Genomic DNA, 19,524 nt, shown 5'->3' on the forward strand with positions numbered 1-19,524 from the left:
GAACGGCACCCTGAAGACGCTGCAGGTTTGACAGCTTCGCTTTTGTGCGGCGGATTTCGTTCGAAATAAAGCGCGATGACGGAATAATCAGGTCATCAGGGCGGGCGGTGAACGCAGGAATATCCCCAATAATTTCATTCAGGGATTTACTGCCTGGCTCAGGTTGTACCGCTTCGGTGCTGTCTGTTTCAGTCTGGCCGGTTACAGGGAGAGACCATGTCACGCCCTTCCCCTGGCCATTTTTGATAACTACACCTTGGCGCTCAAACGCCAGCATCACTGAGACCATGCCGCGGGCATTACGGTTAACAACTGCGGCCAGTGCCGCGGTGGTCATAGCTCCGTTCTTGCCAAGCAGCTGGCGGACGACCTCAGCATCAACCGGTGCTGGTTCCTCACCTTTCAGACGCGGTGCCAGGTGCACTGGTGTCACAGCTGGTGCTTTTGCCAGTTCCCTGGCCTGCTCTTTTGCGGTACCGACTGACCATGACCCATCGAAGAAATCACACAACCCCTGCTGTTTGTGCTCGCGTAGCATGTTCAGCGCTTCTACGGGCTCAATATCAAGACGGGCGGCAACCTCACGATATGTCGCTTTTTTCATGGCTTTCAGTGCGTCGATTACAGATTCCATAATTTTCTCCTCAAAATTTACTTAACAGGTCTCAGGTGGCTAACGTTTCCGCGATAGCTCTCCCAGTCAAAGTTCACCCAAATGCCGTTATCCATGCGCAGGCGGTCAACAACCCTTTCACCCAGGGTTTCTACCAGCGCGTCGTAATTCAGGTTGGTCAGAACACCAACCGGGCGCATGGCGGCCAGGCGGCGATCGATAATCTGGTTCAACAAAACTTTCTCGCCGCGGCTGTCGCGCTGGATGCCGACTTCATCGAGCACCAGCAGATCAACTTTGCAGAGATCATCCAGCAGCGCGGCTTCAGAACGCCCTTCGTCATAACAGGCCCTGGCGCGCAGGGTCAGATCCGGAACAGTGACAATCAGCACCGTTCGCCCCTGTTTCAGCAGATAATTTCCAATGGCTGCTGAGAGGTGGTTTTTGCCAGTACCCGGCTTTCCGGTGAAAACGAAACTCGCAAAACCGGTTCCAAAATTTTGCGCATAGCTCTTTGCCATACTCAGGGCGTGGCGCTGGCCATCGCCGTTCACCGTGTAATTCGCGAAGCTGCAGCTGCGGTGCAGGTTCTGGATCCCGGATCGCCCGAAAATTTTCTCTGCACGTGCCTGCTGGTTGAGTTTGTCCACCTCAGCGGCACGTTTTAGACCTTCCTCGCGCTGCCAGGCCATCAGCTCAGCGGCGCTCTTAAATTTGGGTTCTACGCCCGGCGGAATGACGCGGCGAAGGCGATCGAGAATGGAACCTGCGTTTTGCATGCTTACCCCCTGAATCCTGGCGGAACGGAGCTGTCAGGACAGGAGATCCGATTGATATCCCGGCCACCAGCCTGATTCTGAACCGCCCCTGGCGATGGCAGTCGAAGAATTAAGTCATCCCATTTTTCGCGCAGTTTTGACGGTGACATCACGTTCCGGCACCAGAACGGGTCTCGCTGTACACGCGAAAACATTTCGCAAATTTGCTTATGTGTTCTGCCGTCAACGGCACACATCAGCCGGATTTCATTGGACCATGCAGTCCAGTTAGGCTCTTTAGGGCGCACCAGTTCCCCGTCTGTCTCAGCGGCTTTTTCATACAGTTTGACGATGCGGTTCCACATCCACTGGGCGCAGGTCAGATCTTCCTTGCTTCCCCACTGCCGTTTTCCTGCATGGGCAACCACGGCTTCTGGATGACGATTTAAAAACGCCTCTTTGGTCAGTTGTTCGTCCGACAGCGAAGCGTCCGGACAAGAAGTGTTTTTATTCTCTGTAGTAGTCTCTGTAGTAATCTCTGTAGGATCGAAATGGGTTTTGCCGTCCCCGCGGGCTGGGCTTTCCCCAGTTCCCGAACAAGGGATTCCCTCGTTACCGACCTGGGCTTTGCCCATTTCCCGAAATGGGTTTTGCCCATTTGGTGATTTATCAATGGCTTGCGTTAGTACCTGATCCACTCGCTCAAAGTTAACTTTGAAGTAAATCCGGTGCTCCAGTCGCTTATGTGTCTCTACCAAAACCCCCAGACGCTTAAGCTTTTTCCGGGCCGTCAGCTGCTCTTCGTAACTCAGCCCGGTTTCATCCTGAATTTCCTCTGAGGTTTTATGCACACCCAGATCAGAGGTGAGCTTGTCCATCCAGTAGGTCATCTGGCAAAAAAGAACTGTGGCGCTAACGCCGCCGAGGTGTTCGGCCAGTGCCGGGTAATAAGCAACCGGACGACCGAACCCGCGAATGATGTCAGATGGATTCATGGTTTTACTGACCCTTACGCCGCACGGTGGCAGTGCATAATTTGGACTTTCACGCCAGCCATCTGCGCCAGCGCATCGATCGCTTCCAGAGTCTCGCGTCGGATTACCGGTTGCGGCTTGCCTGTGAAGACAGCATTGGTGGCTTCGATACACTCTTTGTTAACCCTGGCCGCCCGGTAATGCATGCAGTCCTTCTGCGCCAGTTCGTTATCAATGGCGGTACGGATTGCATAGCTCAGCGCTTCCGCCTGTTTCAGGTAATTAGGCGTATCGTTGCGGAACGCACGCTGAATGATTTGCTTGTTGTTATGCAACCGACGCGCGTACTCGTCCGGATCAGATACGTCATCCAGTGACTGAAGCAGATCACCAAAGTGATGTGGGGTTATCAGCTGCGTCACAGTCTTCCAGCCCTTTTCCTGCGCCCAGGACTCCAGCTCATATGCCAGTTTTTTGATTTCCATCAGTCAGACTCCTTAGAGGCCTTGGGGTTAACCTTGTGCTCATACAAAACTGAGTCGTACTTCAATGCACCACCCGTTAATTTTTCCAGTCGAGCGGCGCGTCGTTCAGGTACTAACTCCCCCCACTCACTCACAGAGGATCGAGCGATGTTGAGAGCCCTCGCCACGTTGGCTTTTTTCCCAAAGTGTTTGATTACATCTTCGGTTTTCATTTTGTTCTCCTTGGTAAGTTTTCCTAACTTTATATGTTAAGGAAACAAGAGTCAATGCGCGTTAGGATTTCCGAACTATGAAAACGATCGGTCAGCGTATAAAAGAGCGGCGCTCTGCTTTGAAATATACCCAGCGCAGCCTAGGCAAACAGGCTGGGGTTGCTCATGTCACAATCTCTCAGTGGGAACGTGATGAAACCTCACCAAGGGGCGATAATCTCTTCAAGTTAGCTGCAGCTCTGGGCGTTGAACCTGGCTGGATCATTAAAGGCGATGACGGATACGAACCCGCCCCAGCAGAATCGCATCGGTTGCTGTCACCGCAACAGATTCAGCTTCTGGAGCTGTTTGAAAAACTCCCCAATTCAGAGAAAGAGCAACACATCATCAACTTGCGGGACAAGGTCAAAGACTACGATGAAACGTTCAATGACCTGATAAAAACCAAAAGCAAAGAAGAAATCCTGCAGATCCTCAAAAATCTCGACATCAAATAATTTTTCTCCACGCCAGGCCGCATCAGTAGCGGCCTTTTTGTGTTTTTCACGACCTTGATGTTAGGTTTTACGAAATTCACCCTTGACGTTTTGTTAGGTTTAAATAACAATCTGCGTTATCAAAACTTAACAGCAGTAATCAGTAAACGTTCCGCCTACCCGGCGATAAGGGCTAACAAAGCGAACAGGCAGGATGCCCACGAAGTAGCCGCCGGTGGCGTATGAATGACCGGATGATTCGCAAAGATAGGCTCAGCAGTAGCTGTGAGAGGAAAACATGTCAAAACAACATTTAGATTTAGCAGTTCGGTATGTGAATGCTGGCGTTGTTACGGAGTTAGCAATTAAAGCGCAAGAAATGGCTAGTTCACTGCGTGGAGATATCGATCATCTGAAAGATACAATGCTGGCCGCTGATGCCGGAATTGGTATTGATTTTGATGAATTGACCGCGTTATTCAATCACCTTTCTGACGCAGAAGAATTGCTTGTTCGCTGCGAAAAGGCTGGCAGAAACATTAGTCAAGAGATGCGTAAAACACTGACTGAACTTGCTTAAACCTCGCAGAAAACTTGTCTGCAACATGGAAGCGCATTCCACCCTTTCACTGATGGGGATTGGTTTGTTAGCTGGCGGAGTGTTCTTCCAGTTGTGGACAATTGAAAATTGTAGATGGCTGTTAATAACCTTCATAGGGGATACATTATGACAGACTTTAATCGTCAACCATCACGGCAACAGGCAGTTCGCCTTAACTGGTTTGAAATAAAACTTCGACAACTTTGTTATTTTCTGGCTCAAAAAGGCAATCCTGAACTCTAAAGGTTAATAGCGTCGATATAAACGCAACAACCTGACTGCAATTTAATTATATACGATAAAAACGTGCCTTAAACGGCAGGGATTTTCACATCTTAAATTAAGGATTATAAAATGAAAGCAACTATTACTACCGTAGAATTGAGCCTGGCAATCGTAAATTCAGACCTTGCAACCTTTAATGTTAACGGCTCTATTTCAGGCGTAGTTCATTTGCCATCCTCCGGCCCTGTTACCGTTGTGATTGATGGTGGCTACGTACTCGGGGAGTTCGATTGCCCTGCATGCGCTGTTAAAAACATTAGTTTGCTGTCTGTGAAATTCGCAGAAGCGCAGAACTCCTGTGGCATATCCTATTACGACCATAAGCGCCAACAACTTAATTGATATGGATGACATCATTTGTCATTGCGCTGTTTGCTGCCACGAATATAAAAAATCGGAAATGCACGAAAGGAAAACAGACATATATCCCTTTAAGCGCACGATTTATTTATGTGAGCAATGCAATGAAAAAAGAGAAAAGCGTGACGCTTTAAGAAAAGTAAAACGCGGCATCCGCAAACCATTTCATTCAACATCATTTTTCAAATATTAAACGAGGTTAATATGTCTGTTGAGTTAAAAGTATTTGGTGGTGCTTACTTCCCAAAAGATAAAGCATTAAAAAAACATCCCGATCTAAAACCACTTGCAACCGCAGTTAATGCGGCAACAAAAGCCATCGCTGAAGCCGTTATTTTCGGTAAGCTGGCGGCAGAACTTCCTGAACATATGGATGATTACTTCAAGGTGAAAATCTGGGAGCACCGCGAAGGTCTTCCCTGCCCTGATTTTGACGTCTTCTCATCTGAGTTTTTCGACAGTGTGGCCGTATGGAATGTGAATGCTGGTGAACCAGCTGCGGCGCCACAGCCAGAAGCTGATGCAAAGGAAGAATGGGAGGACAACAAGACTCAGAAAGAAATTAAAATCGTTGCGCAGCTCGACCAGGCATCCCGCGCGGCTTGTCTGGCACTGTTCGGCCCGGTCCCGGGAATCACTACAGCGCAGTACGGCCAGATCGTTGACCTGGTTAATGATGATGCTGGCAGCTTTACACGCGAACTGGCAGAAGCCCTAACAAAAGAGAGACGTGCGCTTGAGCTGGCGCCGGAACGCCAGGCGCAATTACTCTCCTGGTTACGTGAGAACACCAAAGAATCTGCACAGTGGCCGGACATTAAAAAGCAGATCGCTAAATGGATCGATACACCAGTTGATAAGCGCCCTCTGTCTACCACCACCACAGAAGAAAACCGTACAGACACCGGCTCCACGCTGGGTGGTGGAAACAAGACAGACCGTAGCCCGGATCTGGTTCATAACCTCTCTACGCTGCGTATCGAAGTGGCTATTGCCATTCTGAGTATGTACGACGAGATCGACATTTACTGGATCCCGAATAAATACATGATTCCAGCGAAAGCAATGGCGGAAGCCGCACAGGATCCTCGTTTTACTGCATGGTGGGCGCAGCTACGCGGCACCCCTGGAATTTTGGACTATTCGCGTGCGTCCATCATCGCCCTGATCAAGTCAGCACCAGAAGACATCTGGCTCAATCCGATCAAATTACGGGAGTACATCAATCGCGAGTTGGTTGAATCTGACCACGCGCACCCTGACCAGAAAACAATTGATACGGCCTGCCGCCCAAAAACTCGCACCAATGCTGAGAAAAAAGAAAATGATGAAACCGAATCGACTGTACCGGGCGAAACTCTGCCACCAGCAGTTTGCCCTGGCAAAGCTGCGCAACTCGACAAAGAACTCAAAGAGGCATTCGCTCAGAGCCCAGCACCTGAAAATCAAACCGGGGATCAACCGCGGGTGGAGAACCTGGGCGGCGGCGTATTCTCTGTCGATGCATTGTTGAACACAGCCCCCTCAAATGAGGGCGAAAAACAGGAAGCACCAACAGCTCTAAATGATCGCGAGATTGAAATCGCCCATGCATTAAACGAACTGATGTCTGGGCGGATAAATATCGTTGACAATGACGATATTGAATACCTCATCGCCACCACGGGTAAAGAGATCGAGCAGATTATCCCGTTACTGATTGCAGATATCACCGCGACAGAATTCTGCCTGTCGCCTGATTTCAGTGATGAAGAAGTACAGAATGTTGCCACTACGATTCTTGAAAAGTGGTCAGACGATATCAGCGTTCGCCAGAAAATAGCGCTTGATGCGATCGTGGAATATCGCCGTCCGGAACCACCAAAATCTGTCGAGCTCGATCCGCCAGCCGTTCCTGCAAAATCGATTGCCGCCCCAGAACCAGCAGCTGTTACAAACGCGCCGCTTTCGCCTGTTACCTACCTGCAACAGCTTACCATTGCAGCGCTGCAGGGCTTATGTTCCAACCCAGCATATTGCAATCAGTATGAGGAATTACCGGCTATGGCCGCCGGGCTTGCCCGCAGCGTTATCAATCATCAGGAAGGCTCCAGTGCGTCTGATTAACCGGAGCAAACGAGACAGCATCGGCGGGCCAGCATGCGCCGCCGCGCTCAAATGCCATTTTGAAAAATATGGCGAACATGGGCGTCGCTACACCCAGACGATTTACACAGTGCGTGTCGGCGAACAGAAAGTGACAGTCGAAGTCGTCAACCGGAGCCGTAGTTATGTGGCGACGGCCATGACCAGAGCCCGTCATCTTCGCCGCCTGCCAGGGTTGGCTGATTCGTGAGATTCAATATCCGCCAGCTGCAGCACGTATGATCGCAGCTGGCTATCAAGAGTGATAGCTATGAGTGAACAAAGTCTGATACCGCTGCGTGACTGGAAAGCTCGCAGATTGCACTTCCCCATAACAATCACATGCCTGGTGAAACACGGGAAACTGGGATACATACAACCGAGGCCGATTAAAATTGGAAATCGTTGGTGTATAGACGAACAGGCAATTTATATCGGACCAGGCGCGACGGGAGTCGAACCAGAAATTCACAGTGACGATGACGAAATTTTGCGGGAGATCCTGAGCGATGTCACCAAGGCCACGAAAAAATAATGTATCAATTTCCGGGCTGTATGCCCGGTTTGATCGTCGCACAGCAAAAACATACTACCAGTATAAAAACCCTTTAACGGGTAAGTTCCACGGCCTGGGAACAGACAGAGAGAAAGCGGAAAAAATAGCCACAACGGCAAATCAGAGAATTGCAGCAGCAGAAGCCGAGCACTATTTGCGCCAAATTGATGATACTCCAAAAGCAGCAGCACAGCGCGGGATCAGCCTCAAAGCATGGATAGAACGATATCTGAAGATTCAGAAACAAAGCCTGGATGCCGGATCGCTATCGCTGAAACGCTTTAAAGAAAAAAAACGCATGGCAGAGTTGCTTTCCAGGCGGCTTGGTTCCCGGCCAATGAAGAGTTTGGAGGTAAAGGATTTTGCCGTGTTACTGGATGAATATCTGGATGCAGGACATGCCAGCAGTGCCCTCTGTAACCGGGTGGTATGGGTGGATATTTTCACTGAAGCACAACATGCAGGAGAGGTGCCTCCTGGATGGAATCCACCAGCAGCAACAAAAAAACCTTCGGTGAAGGTTACACGTGCGCGCCTCTCTCTGGACGAATGGAAAAAAATACTGGCGCAAATACCCGAGGATCGGTACTCCCATAAAGCGATGCTGCTTGCCTTAGTCACTGGTCAGCGCCGGGAGGATATTGCGAACATGAAGTTTTCAGACATTAAGGACGGCTATCTGCACATCGAGCAAAGCAAAACGGGGGCACGTATTGCATTGCCGCTGAACCTCCATTGTGAAGCCATTGGCTTATCGCTGGAGGATGTAATACGGAAATGTAGGGATAGGTTTGTCAGCCCCTACCTCTTGCACGGGAAAATGAACAGTAAGGCGAAACCTGTGAATCTGATTCTGGTTTCCAAAGAGTTTGCCGCGGCACGTGATGCCGCCGGTATCGTACCGCCTGCAGGAAAAACACCCACAACGTTTCACGAACAGCGCTCATTGTCCGAACGACTTTACCGCGCCCAGGGGATCGATACGAAAATTTTGCTGGGGCATAAAACACAGTCAACCACTGACAGATACAACGATGATCGCGGGAAGGAATGGACCAAACTTGCAATTTAATTTTTCGCTGCGGTGCTCCTGTGGAGAGGATTAATTACTGATGGAGGTCATAAAAAAGGTAGGTATTTTGGAGAAAAGTTTTGGAGAGGTTTTGGAGAAAGGAAAAAAGTTATATATTCCAGACCGTTAAAACAACATACACCTTCTGAGTTCAGAGGCTTACTCATGTCATGGCAATACTTCAAACAGACTTACCTGGTTAAGTTCTGGTCACCAGTACCGGCCGTCATCGCGGCGGGGATCCTTTCCACCTACTATTTCGGCATTACCGGCACCTTCTGGGCCGTAACCGGCGAATTCACCCGCTGGGGTGGGCAACTGCTGCAGCTCGCTGGCGTGCATACCGAGGAGTGGGGTTACTTTAAGCTTATTCATCTGGACGGCACGCCGCTGACCCGCACCGACGGTATGATGATTATCGGCATGTTCGGGGGCTGTTTTGCCGCCGCGCTGTGGGCTAACAACGTTAAGTTGCGAATGCCTAAAAGCCGGATACGCGTTATGCAGGCGATTGTCGGCGGCATGATTGCCGGATTCGGCGCCCGTCTGGCGATGGGGTGTAACCTGGCCGCTTTCTTTACCGGCATTCCACAGTTTTCGCTGCACGCCTGGTTTTTTGCTGTCGCCACGGCGATTGGCTCTTACTTTGGCGCGAAGTTTACCCTCCTGCCGCTGTTCCGCATTCCGGTCAAAATGGTGAAGGTCAGCGCTGCCTCGCCGCTGACGCAAAAGCCTTCTCAGGCGCGTCGTCGTTTTCGTCTCGGCATGCTGGTCTTTTTCGCCATGGTCGCCTGGGCGCTCTGTACGGCGCTCAACCAGCCTAAGCTGGGCCTGGCCATGCTGTTCGGTGTCGGTTTCGGCCTGCTGATAGAACGTGCGCAGATTTGCTTCACCTCGGCGTTTCGCGATATGTGGATCACCGGCCGTACAATGATGGCCAAAGCGATTATTGCGGGTATGGCGGTAAGCGCCATTGGCATCTTCAGCTATGTGCAACTGGGTGTTGAGCCGAAAATCATGTGGGCTGGTCCGAACGCGGTGATTGGCGGCCTGCTGTTTGGCTTCGGAATTGTACTGGCTGGCGGGTGTGAAACCGGCTGGATGTACCGCGCGGTTGAAGGTCAGGTGCATTACTGGTGGGTAGGTCTGGGGAACGTCATCGGCTCCACCCTGCTGGCCTGGTACTGGGACGATTTGTCTCCGGTGCTGGCCACGAACTGGGACAAGGTGAATCTGCTCAGCACGTTTGGCCCGCTCGGCGGGCTGCTGGTGACCTACGCCCTGCTGCTGGTCGCTTTTTTACTGGTTGTCGCGCAAGAGAAACGTTTCTTCCGCCGTGCCACGGTTAAACCTGAACCCCAGGAGAATGCAGCATGAAAGAGATTGTGCCTGACTACCGCCTTGATATGGTCGGTGAACCGTGTCCTTACCCGGCTGTCGCCACGCTTGAAGCGCTCCCGCAGCTTCAAAAAGGGGAAATTCTGGAAGTGGTGAGCGACTGCCCGCAGTCCATCAACAACATTCCTCTGGATGCCAAAAACCACGGTTACACCGTACTGGATATTCAGCAGGATGGCCCGACCATTCGCTATCTTATCCAGAAGTAAACCGCCAGGTGACGGGGGGCGTCCCCCCCGTCAAAAAAGCTGCCTCACCTCCCATTTTGATGGCGAATACAGCGCCACTGAAAATGGTAGCACTACACTTAAAGTGGATAAAAAACAAACAGGAGGTGAGGTATGTTTAATTCAATTTTAGTCCCTGTCGATATCTCTGAAAGTCGTCTGACCGAACAGGTGATTCCCTATGTTCAGGCAAACGCAGCAATCGGTAACGGTAAAATCCATTTTCTGACGGTAGTGCCTTCTTTCCCTTACTATTCATCGCTTGGGCTGGCGTATTCGGTTGAAATGCCAAAGCTGGCGGAGATTCAGGAGGAAGCCCTTACGAAGCTCAAAGAGATGGTTAAGCAGTTTAATTTACCTGCCGATCGTGTGGAGACACACGCCATTTCAGGTGCGCCTAAAGATCAGATCCTGAAGCTGGCTGACAGTATCAACGCAGACCTTATTATCATTGCGTCCCATCGACCGGATATCACAACCTACCTTTTAGGTTCAAACGCGGCGGTTGTGGTACGCCATGCAAAATGCCCGGTGCTGGTTGTACGCTAGCGAGGCTGCTGAGAAACTTAAGCCCCGGAATTCCGGGGCTTATTTAAGACGTTGTACAATAAAATAATTTCGATAAACGGACTTAACAATGAAAAAAGTAGTGATGCTGGTATGCCTTGCCACAGCAATAACGGGCTGTGCTCCTCTCGCGCCTGAAGGTTGTCAGAAGAAAACCGCTCTCGACTCGTGCTCCTATAAGCAGTCCGGTAAAGTCTCCGATAAGGATATCTATGGTCAACAGGCTGCCGCGATAAAGAAAGCGCTGGACTCGGCGCTGGCCGATCCACACGCTTGGAATGGTAAGCGATGCAACATGCATCTCGACTTTACCATCGACGGGCTATTGCAGAACCTGGAGATAAAAGGCGGAGACAAAGCGTATTGCCAGGCTTTAGCCGACGCGGCAACACGGGCCACCTTCCCGCCCCTCACAGACGAGCGTGTATTTCAGGATATGGGTTCTGCCCGCTGGAACATGGAGGGGCAACCGTAGAGGTAAGCCGCTAGAAAGACTGGCCATGTTCTGGCCAGTCCCGGAAAGTAGAATCAGAAACGATAACCTGCAGAGAACATAAATACCCATGGATCCAGACGGGTACTGATGCTTTGTTGCTGTCCGCCTGCCTTGAAGCGGACATCGGTATCGATATCCATATACCAGACTGAGGCATTAATTAACCAGTCGCGGTTAATGAGATAGTCCATCCCCACCTGTCCTGCCACGCCCCATGAATCTTTCAGGCTGAGATCGGTCAGCCCGGCCTCTTTACCGGTATCGTTGAATTTCTCATCAAAGAAGGTGGTGTAGTTCACGCCTGCGCCAATATAGGGACGCAGTTTGCTGCTTGAGTCACCAAAGTACCACTGCGCCATCAGCGTTGGCGGCAGATGATGCACCGTGGCGATATCACCGGTTGGGCCTAAACCAACGCGATGACGGAATGGCGTCGCTGCCAGAAGCTCAACGCCAATGTTATCCGTCGCCATATACGTGAATGTTAAACCTAACTGGGTATTGTTGCTGACGTTAAAGCCGCCCATCCCCAGCACGTTATCAGAACCTTCAGTTGGACGTACCGTTGCCGAACCGGCACGAATAAAGAATTCACCTGCTTCATGCGCATACGCGCCGCCAGAGAGACTGCTTAAGATAAGGGCTGCCACCGCTAATTTTTTCATATCCGCTCCATCGTTGTGGTTTTAGCTGCGGATGAGAATATACTCACAAATGAGTAATAAGTGATCTGTCACAGATCACATTAAAACCAGTAACTTAACATTCATTGATTTGGGTTAATTTTTGGTGACACACCGTAAGGCCAAAAGTTGTTCTTACGTCAATTTTTGGCATTTCCCGGTTACAAAATTTTCTGTTTCCCCCCTCTTGCTCTTCGAATGGCGGCTGGATAATTTAGCGCTCTCACAATGTGATTTGATGCGTTCTTTTTTGCAGGTGTGCCATGAGTGATATGAACCCGTGCATGACGTGCGGAGCCTGTTGTGCGTATTTTCGAGTCTCTTTCTACTGGGCCGAAGCCAGCGATGGCGGCGGCACCGTTCCGGTTCATCTCACTGAACCGTTATCCCCTTTTCTGCGCTGCATGAGCGGTACGAATCAAAAGCAGGCCCGCTGTGTGGCGTTACAAGGCGAGCCAGGCGTGTCGACCCGCTGCTCCATCTATGAGGATCGCCCCAGCCCGTGTCGGGACTTTGCGATGTCTGGCGAAGAGGGTCAGGTCAACGAAGCCTGTAATCGCGCCCGCGCGCGCTTCGGATTACCGCCGCTTTACAAAGATATGCTTTTCCATACAAGCCTTGATGCTGCCACGACCGCGTTATCCGGTGTACAATTGCCGGCTAATTAACACCTGCAATACTCAAGGAGAGTGCATGTCTATCACGGCGAAGTCTGTCTACCGTGACACGGGAAACTTTTTCCGCAATCAGTTCGTAACCTTTTTACTGATCGCGTTGTTATGCGCCTTTATTACGGTGGTGCTGGGTCACGCGTTCTCTCCGAGTGACGAACAGATCGCCAGCCTGAGCCAGGGCGACCATCTTGCAGGGAGCGTGGGGTTGTTTGAGCTGGTGCAAAACATGACGCCAGAGCAGCAGCAAATCCTGCTGCGGGCCTCTGCGGCATCGACTTTCTCTGGACTGATCGGTAATGCCATTCTCGCGGGCGGCGTTCTGCTGATGATCCAGCTGGTTTCTGCAGGCCACCGCGTCAGCGCCTTACGGGCAATCGGTGCCAGCGCGCCGGTATTGCCTAAGCTGTTTATCCTCATCTTTTTAACCACCCTGCTGGTGCAAATGGGGATCATGCTCGTTGTGGTTCCAGGCGTGCTGCTGGCTATCGTCCTCGCGTTCGCTCCGGTGATGGTGGTGCAGGACAAAATGGGGATCTTTACCGCCATGCGCAGCAGCATCAAACTGGCATGGGCCAATATGCGCCTGGTGGCACCGGCCGTAATTAGCTGGCTGCTGGCCAAAACGCTCCTGCTGCTGTTTGCCCCAAACTTTGCAGTCTTAACGCCGAACGTCGGTGCGGTGGTAGCCAACACGCTGAGTAACCTGATTTCAGCGATACTGCTGGTTTATCTGTTCCGCCTGTATATGTTAATTCGTCAGTAATCCTGTGGCCGGGTGCATCACAGCCCCCGGCCACACACAGAAGATGGAATCACAGAATGAAGCAGTTTCTTGATTTTTTACCGCTGGTCGTGTTTTTCGCGTTTTATAAGCTGTATGACATTTATGCAGCCACGATGGCGCTGATCGTTGCTACCGCTATCGTGCTGATCTACAGCTGGGTTCGCTATCGTAAAGTCGAAAAAATGGCTCTGATTACGTTCGCACTGGTGGCCGTGTTCGGTGGGCTGACGCTGTTCTTCCATAACGATGAATTCATTAAATGGAAAGTCACCGTGATTTACGCGCTGTTTGCCGGTGCATTGCTGATCAGCCAGTGGGTAATGAAAAAACCCCTGATCCAGCGCATGCTGGGTAAAGAGCTGACGCTGCCACAGGAAGTATGGTCTCGTCTGAATATCGCCTGGGCGCTGTTCTTTATTCTTTGCGGCCTGGCGAATATCTACATCGCCTTCTGGCTGCCGCAGAATATCTGGGTCAACTTCAAGGTCTTTGGCCTGACGGCGCTGACGCTCATCTTCACTCTGTTAAGCGGTGTCTATATCTACCGGCACATGCCGCAGGATGATAAACACTGATGAATCCCCGACCAGAACGTGCACAACAGGCGTTCTGGTCTATTCTCTCCTGCCAAAAATCATAGTAGCATCCCGCCTGAAGTCTTCAGTTACGAGTTTAAAACAATGACAACAAATGACGCCCCTCAGGGCGAACTGGTTTTACGCACACTGGCAATGCCTGCGGACACGAATGCCAATGGCGATATTTTTGGCGGCTGGCTGATGTCGCAAATGGATATGGGCGGCGCAATTCTGGCAAAAGAGATCGCGCATGGTCGCGTTGTGACCGTCCGGGTGGATGGGATGACCTTCCTGCGCCCGGTCGCGGTGGGTGATGTGGTCTGCTGCTATGCACGCTGCGTCAAGCGCGGTAATACTTCCATTTCCATTAACATTGAAGTCTGGGTGAAGAAGGTCTCATCTGAACCGATTGGACAGCGTTATAAAGCAACAGAAGCGCTGTTTATTTATGTGGCAGTCGATAGCGAGGGCAAACCCCGCCAGCTGCCTCAGGCCTGATCTTCAGGCATAAAAAAGCCTCCTTTCGGAGGCTTTTCTTATTCCATCTGCGCCCCGCCGTTCAGGCGGAAAACAATATTAACGATCAACCCACTGCCTGGTTTGCCTGGCTCATAACGCCATCTGCGCATCGCCGATTTCACTTCACGCTCAAACATATTTGAAGGCTGAGCAGACAAGATTTCCACGTTATCAACACGCCCGTCCGGGGTGACGTCAAATTTGACCCGCACGCGACCTTCAATGCGCAACGCCTGAGCACGAGGAGGATATTGCGGCTGGTTGCGGCTCACGGCGCGCGGGCCAGCGGGCGCGGTTGGCGTCGGTTTTGCGGTCGCGGGCGTGTTATTCATCAACGGACGCGAAGGCGCTGTGTTTTCTACCCTCTGCGTAGCGCGTGGTTCAACCGGACGTTCTTCCCGTTTAGGGCGCTCCTCCACCTTTTTCACCGGTTTTGGTTTCGGCTTAGGCTTCGGTTTGGGTTCTGGCTTATGGATCACCACCGGCGCTTCCTTTGGTGGCTCCGGAACCGGCTCAGGTTCTGGTTCTGGCTCAGCAACCGGCTGCGGCGGTGGTGCAACCTGCGGCGGCTCAAGATCCGCAGGCGAGACCATCGTCACTGAAATGGGCTGCGAAGGCGCTGGCATTTCAATAACCTGATGAACCGAGGTATAGAGCAAACCCGCCACGACAGCACCGTGAATCACGACAGAAAGCAGCGTCGGCCAGGGAAAGCGGCGAGGTAAATCAAGGGTCATCGAAGTCATAATCATCAACGTTAAAAAACCGAATCCTGATTTTAAATGCAAATAGCAATCATATTCAATAAGACACTTTGTTCTGGCGCAATTTAGGCGCGGGAGAGGCCAAAAAAGAGGCATTCAGATCAGGGTATTAACATTGTTTTTATTTTACATTGCAGTCAGTTGTCCTTTCACATAACGTAACTGACACTTTTAATGGTTAAGGAGCTTCACCGTGTTTTACGTGATTTACTCTGAAGATGTCGCTGATTCCCTGGAAAAACGCCAGTCTGTACGCCCTGCTCACCTCGCACGCTTACAGTTGCTGCAGGATGAAGGGCGTTTACTGACTGCGGGCCCTATGCCGGCCGTCGACAGCAACGATCCGGGTGCTGCCGGTTTTTCTGGCTCCACGGTGATTGCCGAGTTTGAATCCCTGGAGGCCGCTCAGGCCTGGGCCGATGCCGATCCGTACGTTGCTGCGGGTGTGTATGCGAAAGTGGCGGTTCGGCCGTACAAGAAAGTGTTCTGATACCAAAAAGGCTCCCTCAGGAGCCTTTCTTTCAATCAATGCAGCGATGCTAACCGCGCCGCAAACCCGACAAACAACAGTCCTATCAGGCCGTTCCCCAGCTTTGCCAGTTTCTTTTTCGTTTTCAGATAACGTGTGACAAAAGCGCCTGAGAAGATCAGGAAGCTCATATACATAAAGCTTATTAGCTCAAGCGTGGTCGCGAGGATCAGGAAAGAGGTACCGGTATTCTTCGCATTCACATCGATAAACTGAACAAAGAACGAGACGTAGAACAGAATCGCTTTCGGGTTCGTCAGGCTCAATACCAGCGAGCGTTTCATGATCATGCTGGCAGGCTCGGTACCGCTTTCATGTGTATTATTCTGACGGGTAATAACCGACCAAAGCATTTTACCGCCCAGCCACAGCAGATAAAAAGCACCTAAATAACGTACGATATTAAACAGTACCGGTGTGGTCTGAATTAACGCGGCAACGCCCGCCCAGGCCAGGAACATCAGTACGGCATCGCCGATAAACACGCCGGTGGCGGCGAGATACCCTTTTTTAACGCCGTGACCAATCCCGGTTTTCAGCACAAACAAAGTATTCGGCCCTGGCACCAGCACGATAAAAAATGCGCCGACAACGTATGTCCAGAAATTCAGTACGCCAAACTCCGCAAACACTTCTCCCTCCTTTTGCTCAACACAACAGGAATAGCGCTGCAAAGACGCTATTCCCAACAACCAGACGCCATAAAATCATTGGGCACCTTGCGGTGCCCTGATGGTTCTCAGAAATCCTGGACTGCGAACAGCAACGCGTTGCGGTGCCGGGTCATTCCACATTTCCTGATGGCGTGTATACGCATATTGCGGCGGGATTGTGCTTCCAGCCAACGAGCCTTACGACGGTTCACCTGTCGCAACATGCGCCAGCGCCCTACTTCAGTTCTACTGCGCTTCATGTCTACAACTCTTTCTTTAAAAGAGAGGCCATTATAAACCCAACCCTGCAGCAAACCAGCGCTTTTACCTGGCGTTTTTATTTGCCAGATAATTCCTGATGCGTACACTCATAACAATACGCTTTCAAAAGGATTTTTTTACCTATGACAACCTTCTACACCGTGGTGAGTTGGCTGGTCATTCTGGGATACTGGCTGTTAATCGCGGGTGTGACATTGCGCATCCTGATGAAGCGCAGAGCCGTACCCTCTGCCATGGCCTGGCTTCTTATAATTTATATCCTGCCGCTGGTAGGAATTATTGCCTATCTCTCTTTCGGTGAACTTCATCTGGGCAAGCGTCGTGCCGAGCGTGCCCGGGCCATGTGGCCTTCCACCGCCAAATGGCTGAGCGATCTTAAAGCCTGTAAACACATCTTCGCAGAAGAAAACAGCAGCGTTGCCTCCTCATTATTTAAACTGTGCGAACTCAGACAAGGTATTGGTGGGGTAAAAGGCAATCAGCTCCAGTTGCTGACCTCTTCTGATGACGTCATGCAGGCCTTGATCCGCGATATTCAACTGGCTCGTCACAATATCGAGATGGTGTTCTATATCTGGCAGCCCGGCGGGATGGCAGACCAGGTGGCGGAATCGCTGATGGCTGCCGCACGTCGTGGCATTCACTGCCGTTTGATGCTCGACTCCGCAGGTAGCGTCGCCTTTTTCCGTAGCCCCTGGGCAGGGATGATGCGTAATGCCGGCATCGAAGTGGTGGAGGCGTTAAAGGTCAATTTACTGCGCGTTTTCCTGCGCCGGATGGATCTTCGCCAGCACCGCAAGATGATCATGATCGACAACTATATTGCCTATACCGGCAGCATGAACATGGTTGACCCCCGCTTCTTCAAGCAGGACTCGGGGGTTGGCCAGTGGATTGACCTGATGGCAAGGATGGAAGGGCCTATCGCCACCTCCATGGGGATTGTCTATTCCTGCGACTGGGAGATAGAAACCGGTAAGCGTATTCTCCCGCCGCCACCGGATGGCAATATCATGCCCTTTGAAGAGGCCAGCGGACATACCATCCATACCATTGCCTCCGGGCCGGGTTTCCCGGAGGATTTAATCCATCAGGCGCTACTGACCGCCACTTACGCGGCGCGTGAATATCTGATCATGACCACGCCCTACTTCGTTCCGAGCGATGACCTGCTGCACGCAATCTGCACCGCAGCACAGCGCGGTGTCGATGTCAGCATCATTCTGCCACGCAAAAATGACTCGCTTCTGGTGGGCTGGGCCAGCCGCGCGTTCTTTAGCGAACTGCTTGCCGCCGGGGTAAAAATCTACCAGTTTGAAGGCGGGCTCCTGCATACCAAAAGCGTCCTCGTGGACGGTGAGTTAAGTCTGGTGGGCACGGTAAACCTGGATATGCGCAGCCTGTGGTTAAACTTTGAAATCACGCTGGTCATTGATGATGCCGGATTCGGCGGTGATCTGGCGGCGGTACAGGACGATTATATCTCCCGTTCGCGTCTGCTGGATGCCCGGCTGTGGGTAAAACGTCCGCTGTGGCAGAGAATTGCTGAACGACTGTTTTACTTCTTTAGTCCGTTGCTGTAAAACGTGCCCAACGATGTTTAACAGGTAGTCATCATGGAAATGGATCTGAACAATCGCCTGACCGAAGACGAAACGCTCGAGCAGGCCTATGACATTTTTCTCGAACTGGCGGTTGATAACCTCGATCCCGCAGATGTGATCCTCTTTAATCTGCAGTTCGAAGAGCGCGGCGGCGCGGAGTTATTCGACCCTGCAGAAGACTGGGCTGAGCACGTGGATTACGATCTCAATCCTGACTTCTTTGCCGAAGTGGTGATTGGGCTGGCAGATGAAGATGGTGGCGAAATTAATGACATCTTCGCCCGCGTGCTGCTCTGCCGCGAGAAAGACCATAAGCTGTGCCATATCATCTGGCGCGAATAGTAAAAGGCTGCGGATGCAGCCTTTTTTGTTTAATCCGGTAGCGCACTCCCGCAACGGTTACAGTAGCGGGCGTTAAGCTCATGTTCAGCCTGGTGACAACCCGGACATTTTCGCTGCTGTTTGCGGCTCTGAAATGCGCTGCTCATATGGGTTGTGATAAGACCTGTCGGAATGGCAATCACCGAATACCCAATCAGAATCAGCAACGATGCGACGATACGTCCAAGCGGCGTGTGCGGCGTGATATCCCCGTAGCCAACGGTCGTGACGGTGACAATGGCCCAATACACAGAGGCATTCAGCGTTGTGAAGCCATATTTTGGCCCTTCTATCAGGTACATCAACGCACCGAAAACAATCATGACGATCGCGATAAACGAGTAAAACAGAATGAGCTGATGCCGGGCACTGACTATTGCGCTCCAGAAGACCCGCAGAGGCGGCATAAAACGCAGCAATTTCAGAATACGTAATACACGAATAACGCGCATCGCCCGCCATGCAAAGACATAGCTCAGGCTAATCTCCGGCCACAACCACATGACATAGAGCGGCAGGACGGTGGCTAAATCGATAAATCCCCAGAAGCTGAAAACATATCTCGCCGGGTTGGGCCAGCAGACGACCCGCAGCAGATATTCAGCAGTAAAGACCAGGGTAATAATCAGTTCGATCCAGACAAAAATATGCCATTCATCATAGGTCAGGTGATACTGCGTCCCGGCTCCCGATTCAAAGAAAATAACCACCACGCTGATGAGTGCAAACAGTCCGCAGATCCCTTCGAAGCGGCGTCCGGATATCGTTTTAGGATCGAATAAAAAATGATAAAGCCGCCGACGGGCTGAGGTGAATAGACTCGACACGGTAACCTCGCAAAAAATAAGGGCTGACATCATGTCAGCCCT

27 protein-coding genes are annotated in these 19,524 nt (G+C 51.4%); 17 read left to right on the forward strand and 10 right to left on the reverse strand.

Features of this window, described 5'->3' with window-relative positions; translation table 11 throughout:
* The 5 genes from M8370_RS10090 to M8370_RS10110 all read right to left on the reverse strand — a co-directional run.
* On the reverse strand, positions 1 to 634 hold a 634-nt coding region (locus M8370_RS10090), incomplete at its 3' end, for a DUF1627 domain-containing protein (protein WP_250020890.1).
* A gap of 17 nt (positions 635 to 651) precedes the next feature.
* Positions 652 to 1,392: an ATP-binding protein gene (locus M8370_RS10095; RefSeq protein ID WP_063435384.1), complete on the reverse strand. Its 741-nt coding sequence runs from the start codon at positions 1,390 to 1,392 to the stop codon at positions 652 to 654.
* 2 nt (positions 1,393 to 1,394) lie between these two features.
* On the reverse strand, positions 1,395 to 2,366 hold the full coding sequence (locus M8370_RS10100) for a phage replication protein O (RefSeq protein ID WP_250020892.1): 972 nt from the start codon (positions 2,364 to 2,366) through the stop codon (positions 1,395 to 1,397).
* Between the two features lie 14 nt (positions 2,367 to 2,380).
* Positions 2,381 to 2,830: a toxin YdaT family protein gene (locus M8370_RS10105; RefSeq protein WP_114518986.1), complete on the reverse strand. Its 450-nt coding sequence runs from the start codon at positions 2,828 to 2,830 to the stop codon at positions 2,381 to 2,383.
* Positions 2,830 to 3,042: a Cro/CI family transcriptional regulator gene (locus tag M8370_RS10110; RefSeq protein WP_193144343.1), complete on the reverse strand. Its 213-nt coding sequence runs from the start codon at positions 3,040 to 3,042 to the stop codon at positions 2,830 to 2,832. Before M8370_RS10110 ends, M8370_RS10105 begins: the two co-directional genes overlap by 1 nt.
* A gap of 77 nt (positions 3,043 to 3,119) precedes the next feature.
* Between M8370_RS10110 and M8370_RS10115 the strand changes: the two genes are divergently transcribed.
* From M8370_RS10115 to M8370_RS10165, 10 genes are all read left to right on the forward strand, one after another.
* Positions 3,120 to 3,539 carry a helix-turn-helix domain-containing protein gene (locus tag M8370_RS10115; RefSeq protein WP_058651033.1) on the forward strand — a complete coding sequence of 140 codons (420 nt, stop codon included), beginning with the start codon at positions 3,120 to 3,122 and terminating at the stop codon, positions 3,537 to 3,539.
* A gap of 277 nt (positions 3,540 to 3,816) precedes the next feature.
* Positions 3,817 to 4,098 carry a hypothetical protein gene (locus tag M8370_RS10120; RefSeq protein ID WP_250020894.1) on the forward strand — a complete coding sequence of 94 codons (282 nt, stop codon included), beginning with the start codon at positions 3,817 to 3,819 and terminating at the stop codon, positions 4,096 to 4,098.
* Positions 4,099 to 4,473: 375 nt separating this feature from the next.
* Positions 4,474 to 4,746 carry a hypothetical protein gene (locus M8370_RS10125; protein WP_250020896.1) on the forward strand — a complete coding sequence of 91 codons (273 nt, stop codon included), beginning with the start codon at positions 4,474 to 4,476 and terminating at the stop codon, positions 4,744 to 4,746.
* 222 nt (positions 4,747 to 4,968) lie between these two features.
* A complete protein-coding gene (locus M8370_RS10130; protein WP_250020897.1) occupies positions 4,969 to 6,870 on the forward strand; it encodes a RecE-related exodeoxyribonuclease in 1,902 nt (633 codons plus the stop codon).
* Positions 6,857 to 7,099: a DUF4060 family protein gene (locus M8370_RS10135; RefSeq protein WP_114518983.1), complete on the forward strand. Its 243-nt coding sequence runs from the start codon at positions 6,857 to 6,859 to the stop codon at positions 7,097 to 7,099. The genes M8370_RS10130 and M8370_RS10135 overlap by 14 nt, the downstream gene beginning before the upstream one ends.
* Positions 7,100 to 7,397: 298 nt before the next feature.
* On the forward strand, positions 7,398 to 8,516 hold the full coding sequence (locus M8370_RS10145; RefSeq protein ID WP_250020899.1) for a phage integrase Arm DNA-binding domain-containing protein: 1,119 nt from the start codon (positions 7,398 to 7,400) through the stop codon (positions 8,514 to 8,516).
* Positions 8,517 to 8,681: 165 nt separating this feature from the next.
* Entirely contained in the window at positions 8,682 to 9,893 is a 1,212-nt protein-coding gene (gene yedE / locus M8370_RS10150) for a selenium metabolism membrane protein YedE/FdhT (protein ID WP_250020900.1), read from the forward strand.
* Positions 9,890 to 10,123 carry a sulfurtransferase-like selenium metabolism protein YedF gene (gene yedF / locus M8370_RS10155; RefSeq protein ID WP_013096288.1) on the forward strand — a complete coding sequence of 78 codons (234 nt, stop codon included), beginning with the start codon at positions 9,890 to 9,892 and terminating at the stop codon, positions 10,121 to 10,123. Before yedE ends, yedF begins: the two co-directional genes overlap by 4 nt.
* 132 nt (positions 10,124 to 10,255) lie before the next feature.
* Positions 10,256 to 10,690: a universal stress protein UspF gene (uspF, locus tag M8370_RS10160; RefSeq protein WP_013096287.1), complete on the forward strand. Its 435-nt coding sequence runs from the start codon at positions 10,256 to 10,258 to the stop codon at positions 10,688 to 10,690.
* Between the two features lie 88 nt (positions 10,691 to 10,778).
* Positions 10,779 to 11,183, forward strand: a complete 405-nt coding sequence (locus M8370_RS10165; protein WP_250020902.1) for a cell envelope integrity TolA C-terminal domain-containing protein — start codon at positions 10,779 to 10,781, stop codon at positions 11,181 to 11,183.
* A gap of 53 nt (positions 11,184 to 11,236) precedes the next feature.
* On the opposite strand, the gene ompW is transcribed toward M8370_RS10165, so the two are convergent.
* Complete coding sequence (gene ompW, locus M8370_RS10170; protein WP_013096285.1) at positions 11,237 to 11,869, reverse strand: outer membrane protein OmpW; 633 nt, start codon at positions 11,867 to 11,869, stop codon at positions 11,237 to 11,239.
* Positions 11,870 to 12,150: 281 nt separating this feature from the next.
* On the opposite strand from ompW, the gene M8370_RS10175 reads away from it, so the two are divergent.
* The 4 genes from M8370_RS10175 to yciA all read left to right on the forward strand — a co-directional run bounded on the left by M8370_RS10175 (position 12,151) and on the right by yciA (position 14,421).
* Positions 12,151 to 12,555 (forward strand): YkgJ family cysteine cluster protein, encoded by a 405-nt coding sequence (locus M8370_RS10175; protein ID WP_058650762.1) that lies wholly within the window; start codon positions 12,151 to 12,153, stop codon positions 12,553 to 12,555.
* Between the two features lie 25 nt (positions 12,556 to 12,580).
* A complete protein-coding gene (locus tag M8370_RS10180) occupies positions 12,581 to 13,324 on the forward strand; it encodes a YciC family protein (RefSeq protein WP_013096283.1) in 744 nt (247 codons plus the stop codon).
* A gap of 56 nt (positions 13,325 to 13,380) precedes the next feature.
* Positions 13,381 to 13,920, forward strand: a complete 540-nt coding sequence (locus M8370_RS10185) for a septation protein A (RefSeq protein WP_013096282.1) — start codon at positions 13,381 to 13,383, stop codon at positions 13,918 to 13,920.
* A 105-nt stretch (positions 13,921 to 14,025) separates the two neighbouring features.
* Positions 14,026 to 14,421 (forward strand): acyl-CoA thioester hydrolase YciA, encoded by a 396-nt coding sequence (gene yciA / locus M8370_RS10190; protein ID WP_013096281.1) that lies wholly within the window; start codon positions 14,026 to 14,028, stop codon positions 14,419 to 14,421.
* Between the two features lie 38 nt (positions 14,422 to 14,459).
* On the opposite strand, the gene tonB is transcribed toward yciA, so the two are convergent.
* Positions 14,460 to 15,179, reverse strand: a complete 720-nt coding sequence (tonB, locus tag M8370_RS10195) for a TonB system transport protein TonB (protein ID WP_023620261.1) — start codon at positions 15,177 to 15,179, stop codon at positions 14,460 to 14,462.
* A gap of 220 nt (positions 15,180 to 15,399) precedes the next feature.
* Here tonB and M8370_RS10200 point away from each other — a divergent pair, with 220 nt between their 5' ends.
* Positions 15,400 to 15,696 (forward strand): YciI family protein, encoded by a 297-nt coding sequence (locus tag M8370_RS10200; RefSeq protein ID WP_040022181.1) that lies wholly within the window; start codon positions 15,400 to 15,402, stop codon positions 15,694 to 15,696.
* A gap of 35 nt (positions 15,697 to 15,731) precedes the next feature.
* On the opposite strand, the gene leuE is transcribed toward M8370_RS10200, so the two are convergent.
* Both leuE and M8370_RS10210 read right to left on the reverse strand, forming a co-directional pair.
* Positions 15,732 to 16,367 carry a leucine efflux protein LeuE gene (gene leuE / locus M8370_RS10205; protein WP_013096278.1) on the reverse strand — a complete coding sequence of 212 codons (636 nt, stop codon included), beginning with the start codon at positions 16,365 to 16,367 and terminating at the stop codon, positions 15,732 to 15,734.
* 107 nt (positions 16,368 to 16,474) lie between these two features.
* Positions 16,475 to 16,648, reverse strand: a complete 174-nt coding sequence (locus tag M8370_RS10210; protein ID WP_086528096.1) for a YciY family protein — start codon at positions 16,646 to 16,648, stop codon at positions 16,475 to 16,477.
* A gap of 144 nt (positions 16,649 to 16,792) precedes the next feature.
* On the opposite strand from M8370_RS10210, the gene cls reads away from it, so the two are divergent.
* Both cls and M8370_RS10220 read left to right on the forward strand, forming a co-directional pair.
* Entirely contained in the window at positions 16,793 to 18,253 is a 1,461-nt protein-coding gene (cls, locus tag M8370_RS10215; protein ID WP_020690926.1) for a cardiolipin synthase, read from the forward strand.
* A 33-nt stretch (positions 18,254 to 18,286) separates the two neighbouring features.
* Positions 18,287 to 18,616, forward strand: a complete 330-nt coding sequence (locus M8370_RS10220; protein ID WP_013096276.1) for an HI1450 family dsDNA-mimic protein — start codon at positions 18,287 to 18,289, stop codon at positions 18,614 to 18,616.
* Between the two features lie 29 nt (positions 18,617 to 18,645).
* Here M8370_RS10220 and M8370_RS10225 read toward each other — a convergent pair whose 3' ends face one another.
* Positions 18,646 to 19,515, reverse strand: coding sequence for an ion transporter (locus tag M8370_RS10225; RefSeq protein WP_250020904.1), 870 nt, complete (start codon positions 19,513 to 19,515; stop codon positions 18,646 to 18,648).
* Between the last annotated feature and the right edge of the window lie 9 nt (positions 19,516 to 19,524).

Origin of the sequence: Enterobacter cloacae complex sp. OE43NF, from assembly GCF_023544405.1 — a bacterium.
Lineage (GTDB): Bacteria > Pseudomonadota > Gammaproteobacteria > Enterobacterales > Enterobacteriaceae > Enterobacter > Enterobacter cloacae.

What these genes read in the sequence shown, in the direction of transcription:
- M8370_RS10095 (WP_063435384.1), bottom strand. Translation starts at nt 1,392, where the DNA reads ATGCAAAACGCAGGTTCCATTCTCGATCGCCTTCGCCGCGTCATTCCG.
- M8370_RS10100 (WP_250020892.1), bottom strand. Translation starts at nt 2,366, where the DNA reads ATGAATCCATCTGACATCATTCGCGGGTTCGGTCGTCCGGTTGCTTAT.
- M8370_RS10105 (WP_114518986.1), bottom strand. Translation starts at nt 2,830, where the DNA reads ATGGAAATCAAAAAACTGGCATATGAGCTGGAGTCCTGGGCGCAGGAA.
- M8370_RS10110 (WP_193144343.1), bottom strand. Translation starts at nt 3,042, where the DNA reads ATGAAAACCGAAGATGTAATCAAACACTTTGGGAAAAAAGCCAACGTG.
- M8370_RS10115 (WP_058651033.1), top strand. Translation starts at nt 3,120, where the DNA reads ATGAAAACGATCGGTCAGCGTATAAAAGAGCGGCGCTCTGCTTTGAAA.
- M8370_RS10120 (WP_250020894.1), top strand. Translation starts at nt 3,817, where the DNA reads ATGTCAAAACAACATTTAGATTTAGCAGTTCGGTATGTGAATGCTGGC.
- M8370_RS10125 (WP_250020896.1), top strand. Translation starts at nt 4,474, where the DNA reads ATGAAAGCAACTATTACTACCGTAGAATTGAGCCTGGCAATCGTAAAT.
- M8370_RS10130 (WP_250020897.1), top strand. Translation starts at nt 4,969, where the DNA reads ATGTCTGTTGAGTTAAAAGTATTTGGTGGTGCTTACTTCCCAAAAGAT.
- M8370_RS10145 (WP_250020899.1), top strand. Translation starts at nt 7,398, where the DNA reads ATGTCACCAAGGCCACGAAAAAATAATGTATCAATTTCCGGGCTGTAT.
- yedE (WP_250020900.1), top strand. Translation starts at nt 8,682, where the DNA reads ATGTCATGGCAATACTTCAAACAGACTTACCTGGTTAAGTTCTGGTCA.
- yedF (WP_013096288.1), top strand. Translation starts at nt 9,890, where the DNA reads ATGAAAGAGATTGTGCCTGACTACCGCCTTGATATGGTCGGTGAACCG.
- uspF (WP_013096287.1), top strand. Translation starts at nt 10,256, where the DNA reads ATGTTTAATTCAATTTTAGTCCCTGTCGATATCTCTGAAAGTCGTCTG.
- M8370_RS10165 (WP_250020902.1), top strand. Translation starts at nt 10,779, where the DNA reads ATGAAAAAAGTAGTGATGCTGGTATGCCTTGCCACAGCAATAACGGGC.
- ompW (WP_013096285.1), bottom strand. Translation starts at nt 11,869, where the DNA reads ATGAAAAAATTAGCGGTGGCAGCCCTTATCTTAAGCAGTCTCTCTGGC.
- M8370_RS10175 (WP_058650762.1), top strand. Translation starts at nt 12,151, where the DNA reads ATGAGTGATATGAACCCGTGCATGACGTGCGGAGCCTGTTGTGCGTAT.
- M8370_RS10180 (WP_013096283.1), top strand. Translation starts at nt 12,581, where the DNA reads ATGTCTATCACGGCGAAGTCTGTCTACCGTGACACGGGAAACTTTTTC.
- M8370_RS10185 (WP_013096282.1), top strand. Translation starts at nt 13,381, where the DNA reads ATGAAGCAGTTTCTTGATTTTTTACCGCTGGTCGTGTTTTTCGCGTTT.
- yciA (WP_013096281.1), top strand. Translation starts at nt 14,026, where the DNA reads ATGACAACAAATGACGCCCCTCAGGGCGAACTGGTTTTACGCACACTG.
- tonB (WP_023620261.1), bottom strand. Translation starts at nt 15,179, where the DNA reads ATGACCCTTGATTTACCTCGCCGCTTTCCCTGGCCGACGCTGCTTTCT.
- M8370_RS10210 (WP_086528096.1), bottom strand. Translation starts at nt 16,648, where the DNA reads ATGAAGCGCAGTAGAACTGAAGTAGGGCGCTGGCGCATGTTGCGACAG.
- cls (WP_020690926.1), top strand. Translation starts at nt 16,793, where the DNA reads ATGACAACCTTCTACACCGTGGTGAGTTGGCTGGTCATTCTGGGATAC.
- M8370_RS10220 (WP_013096276.1), top strand. Translation starts at nt 18,287, where the DNA reads ATGGAAATGGATCTGAACAATCGCCTGACCGAAGACGAAACGCTCGAG.
- M8370_RS10225 (WP_250020904.1), bottom strand. Translation starts at nt 19,515, where the DNA reads ATGATGTCAGCCCTTATTTTTTGCGAGGTTACCGTGTCGAGTCTATTC.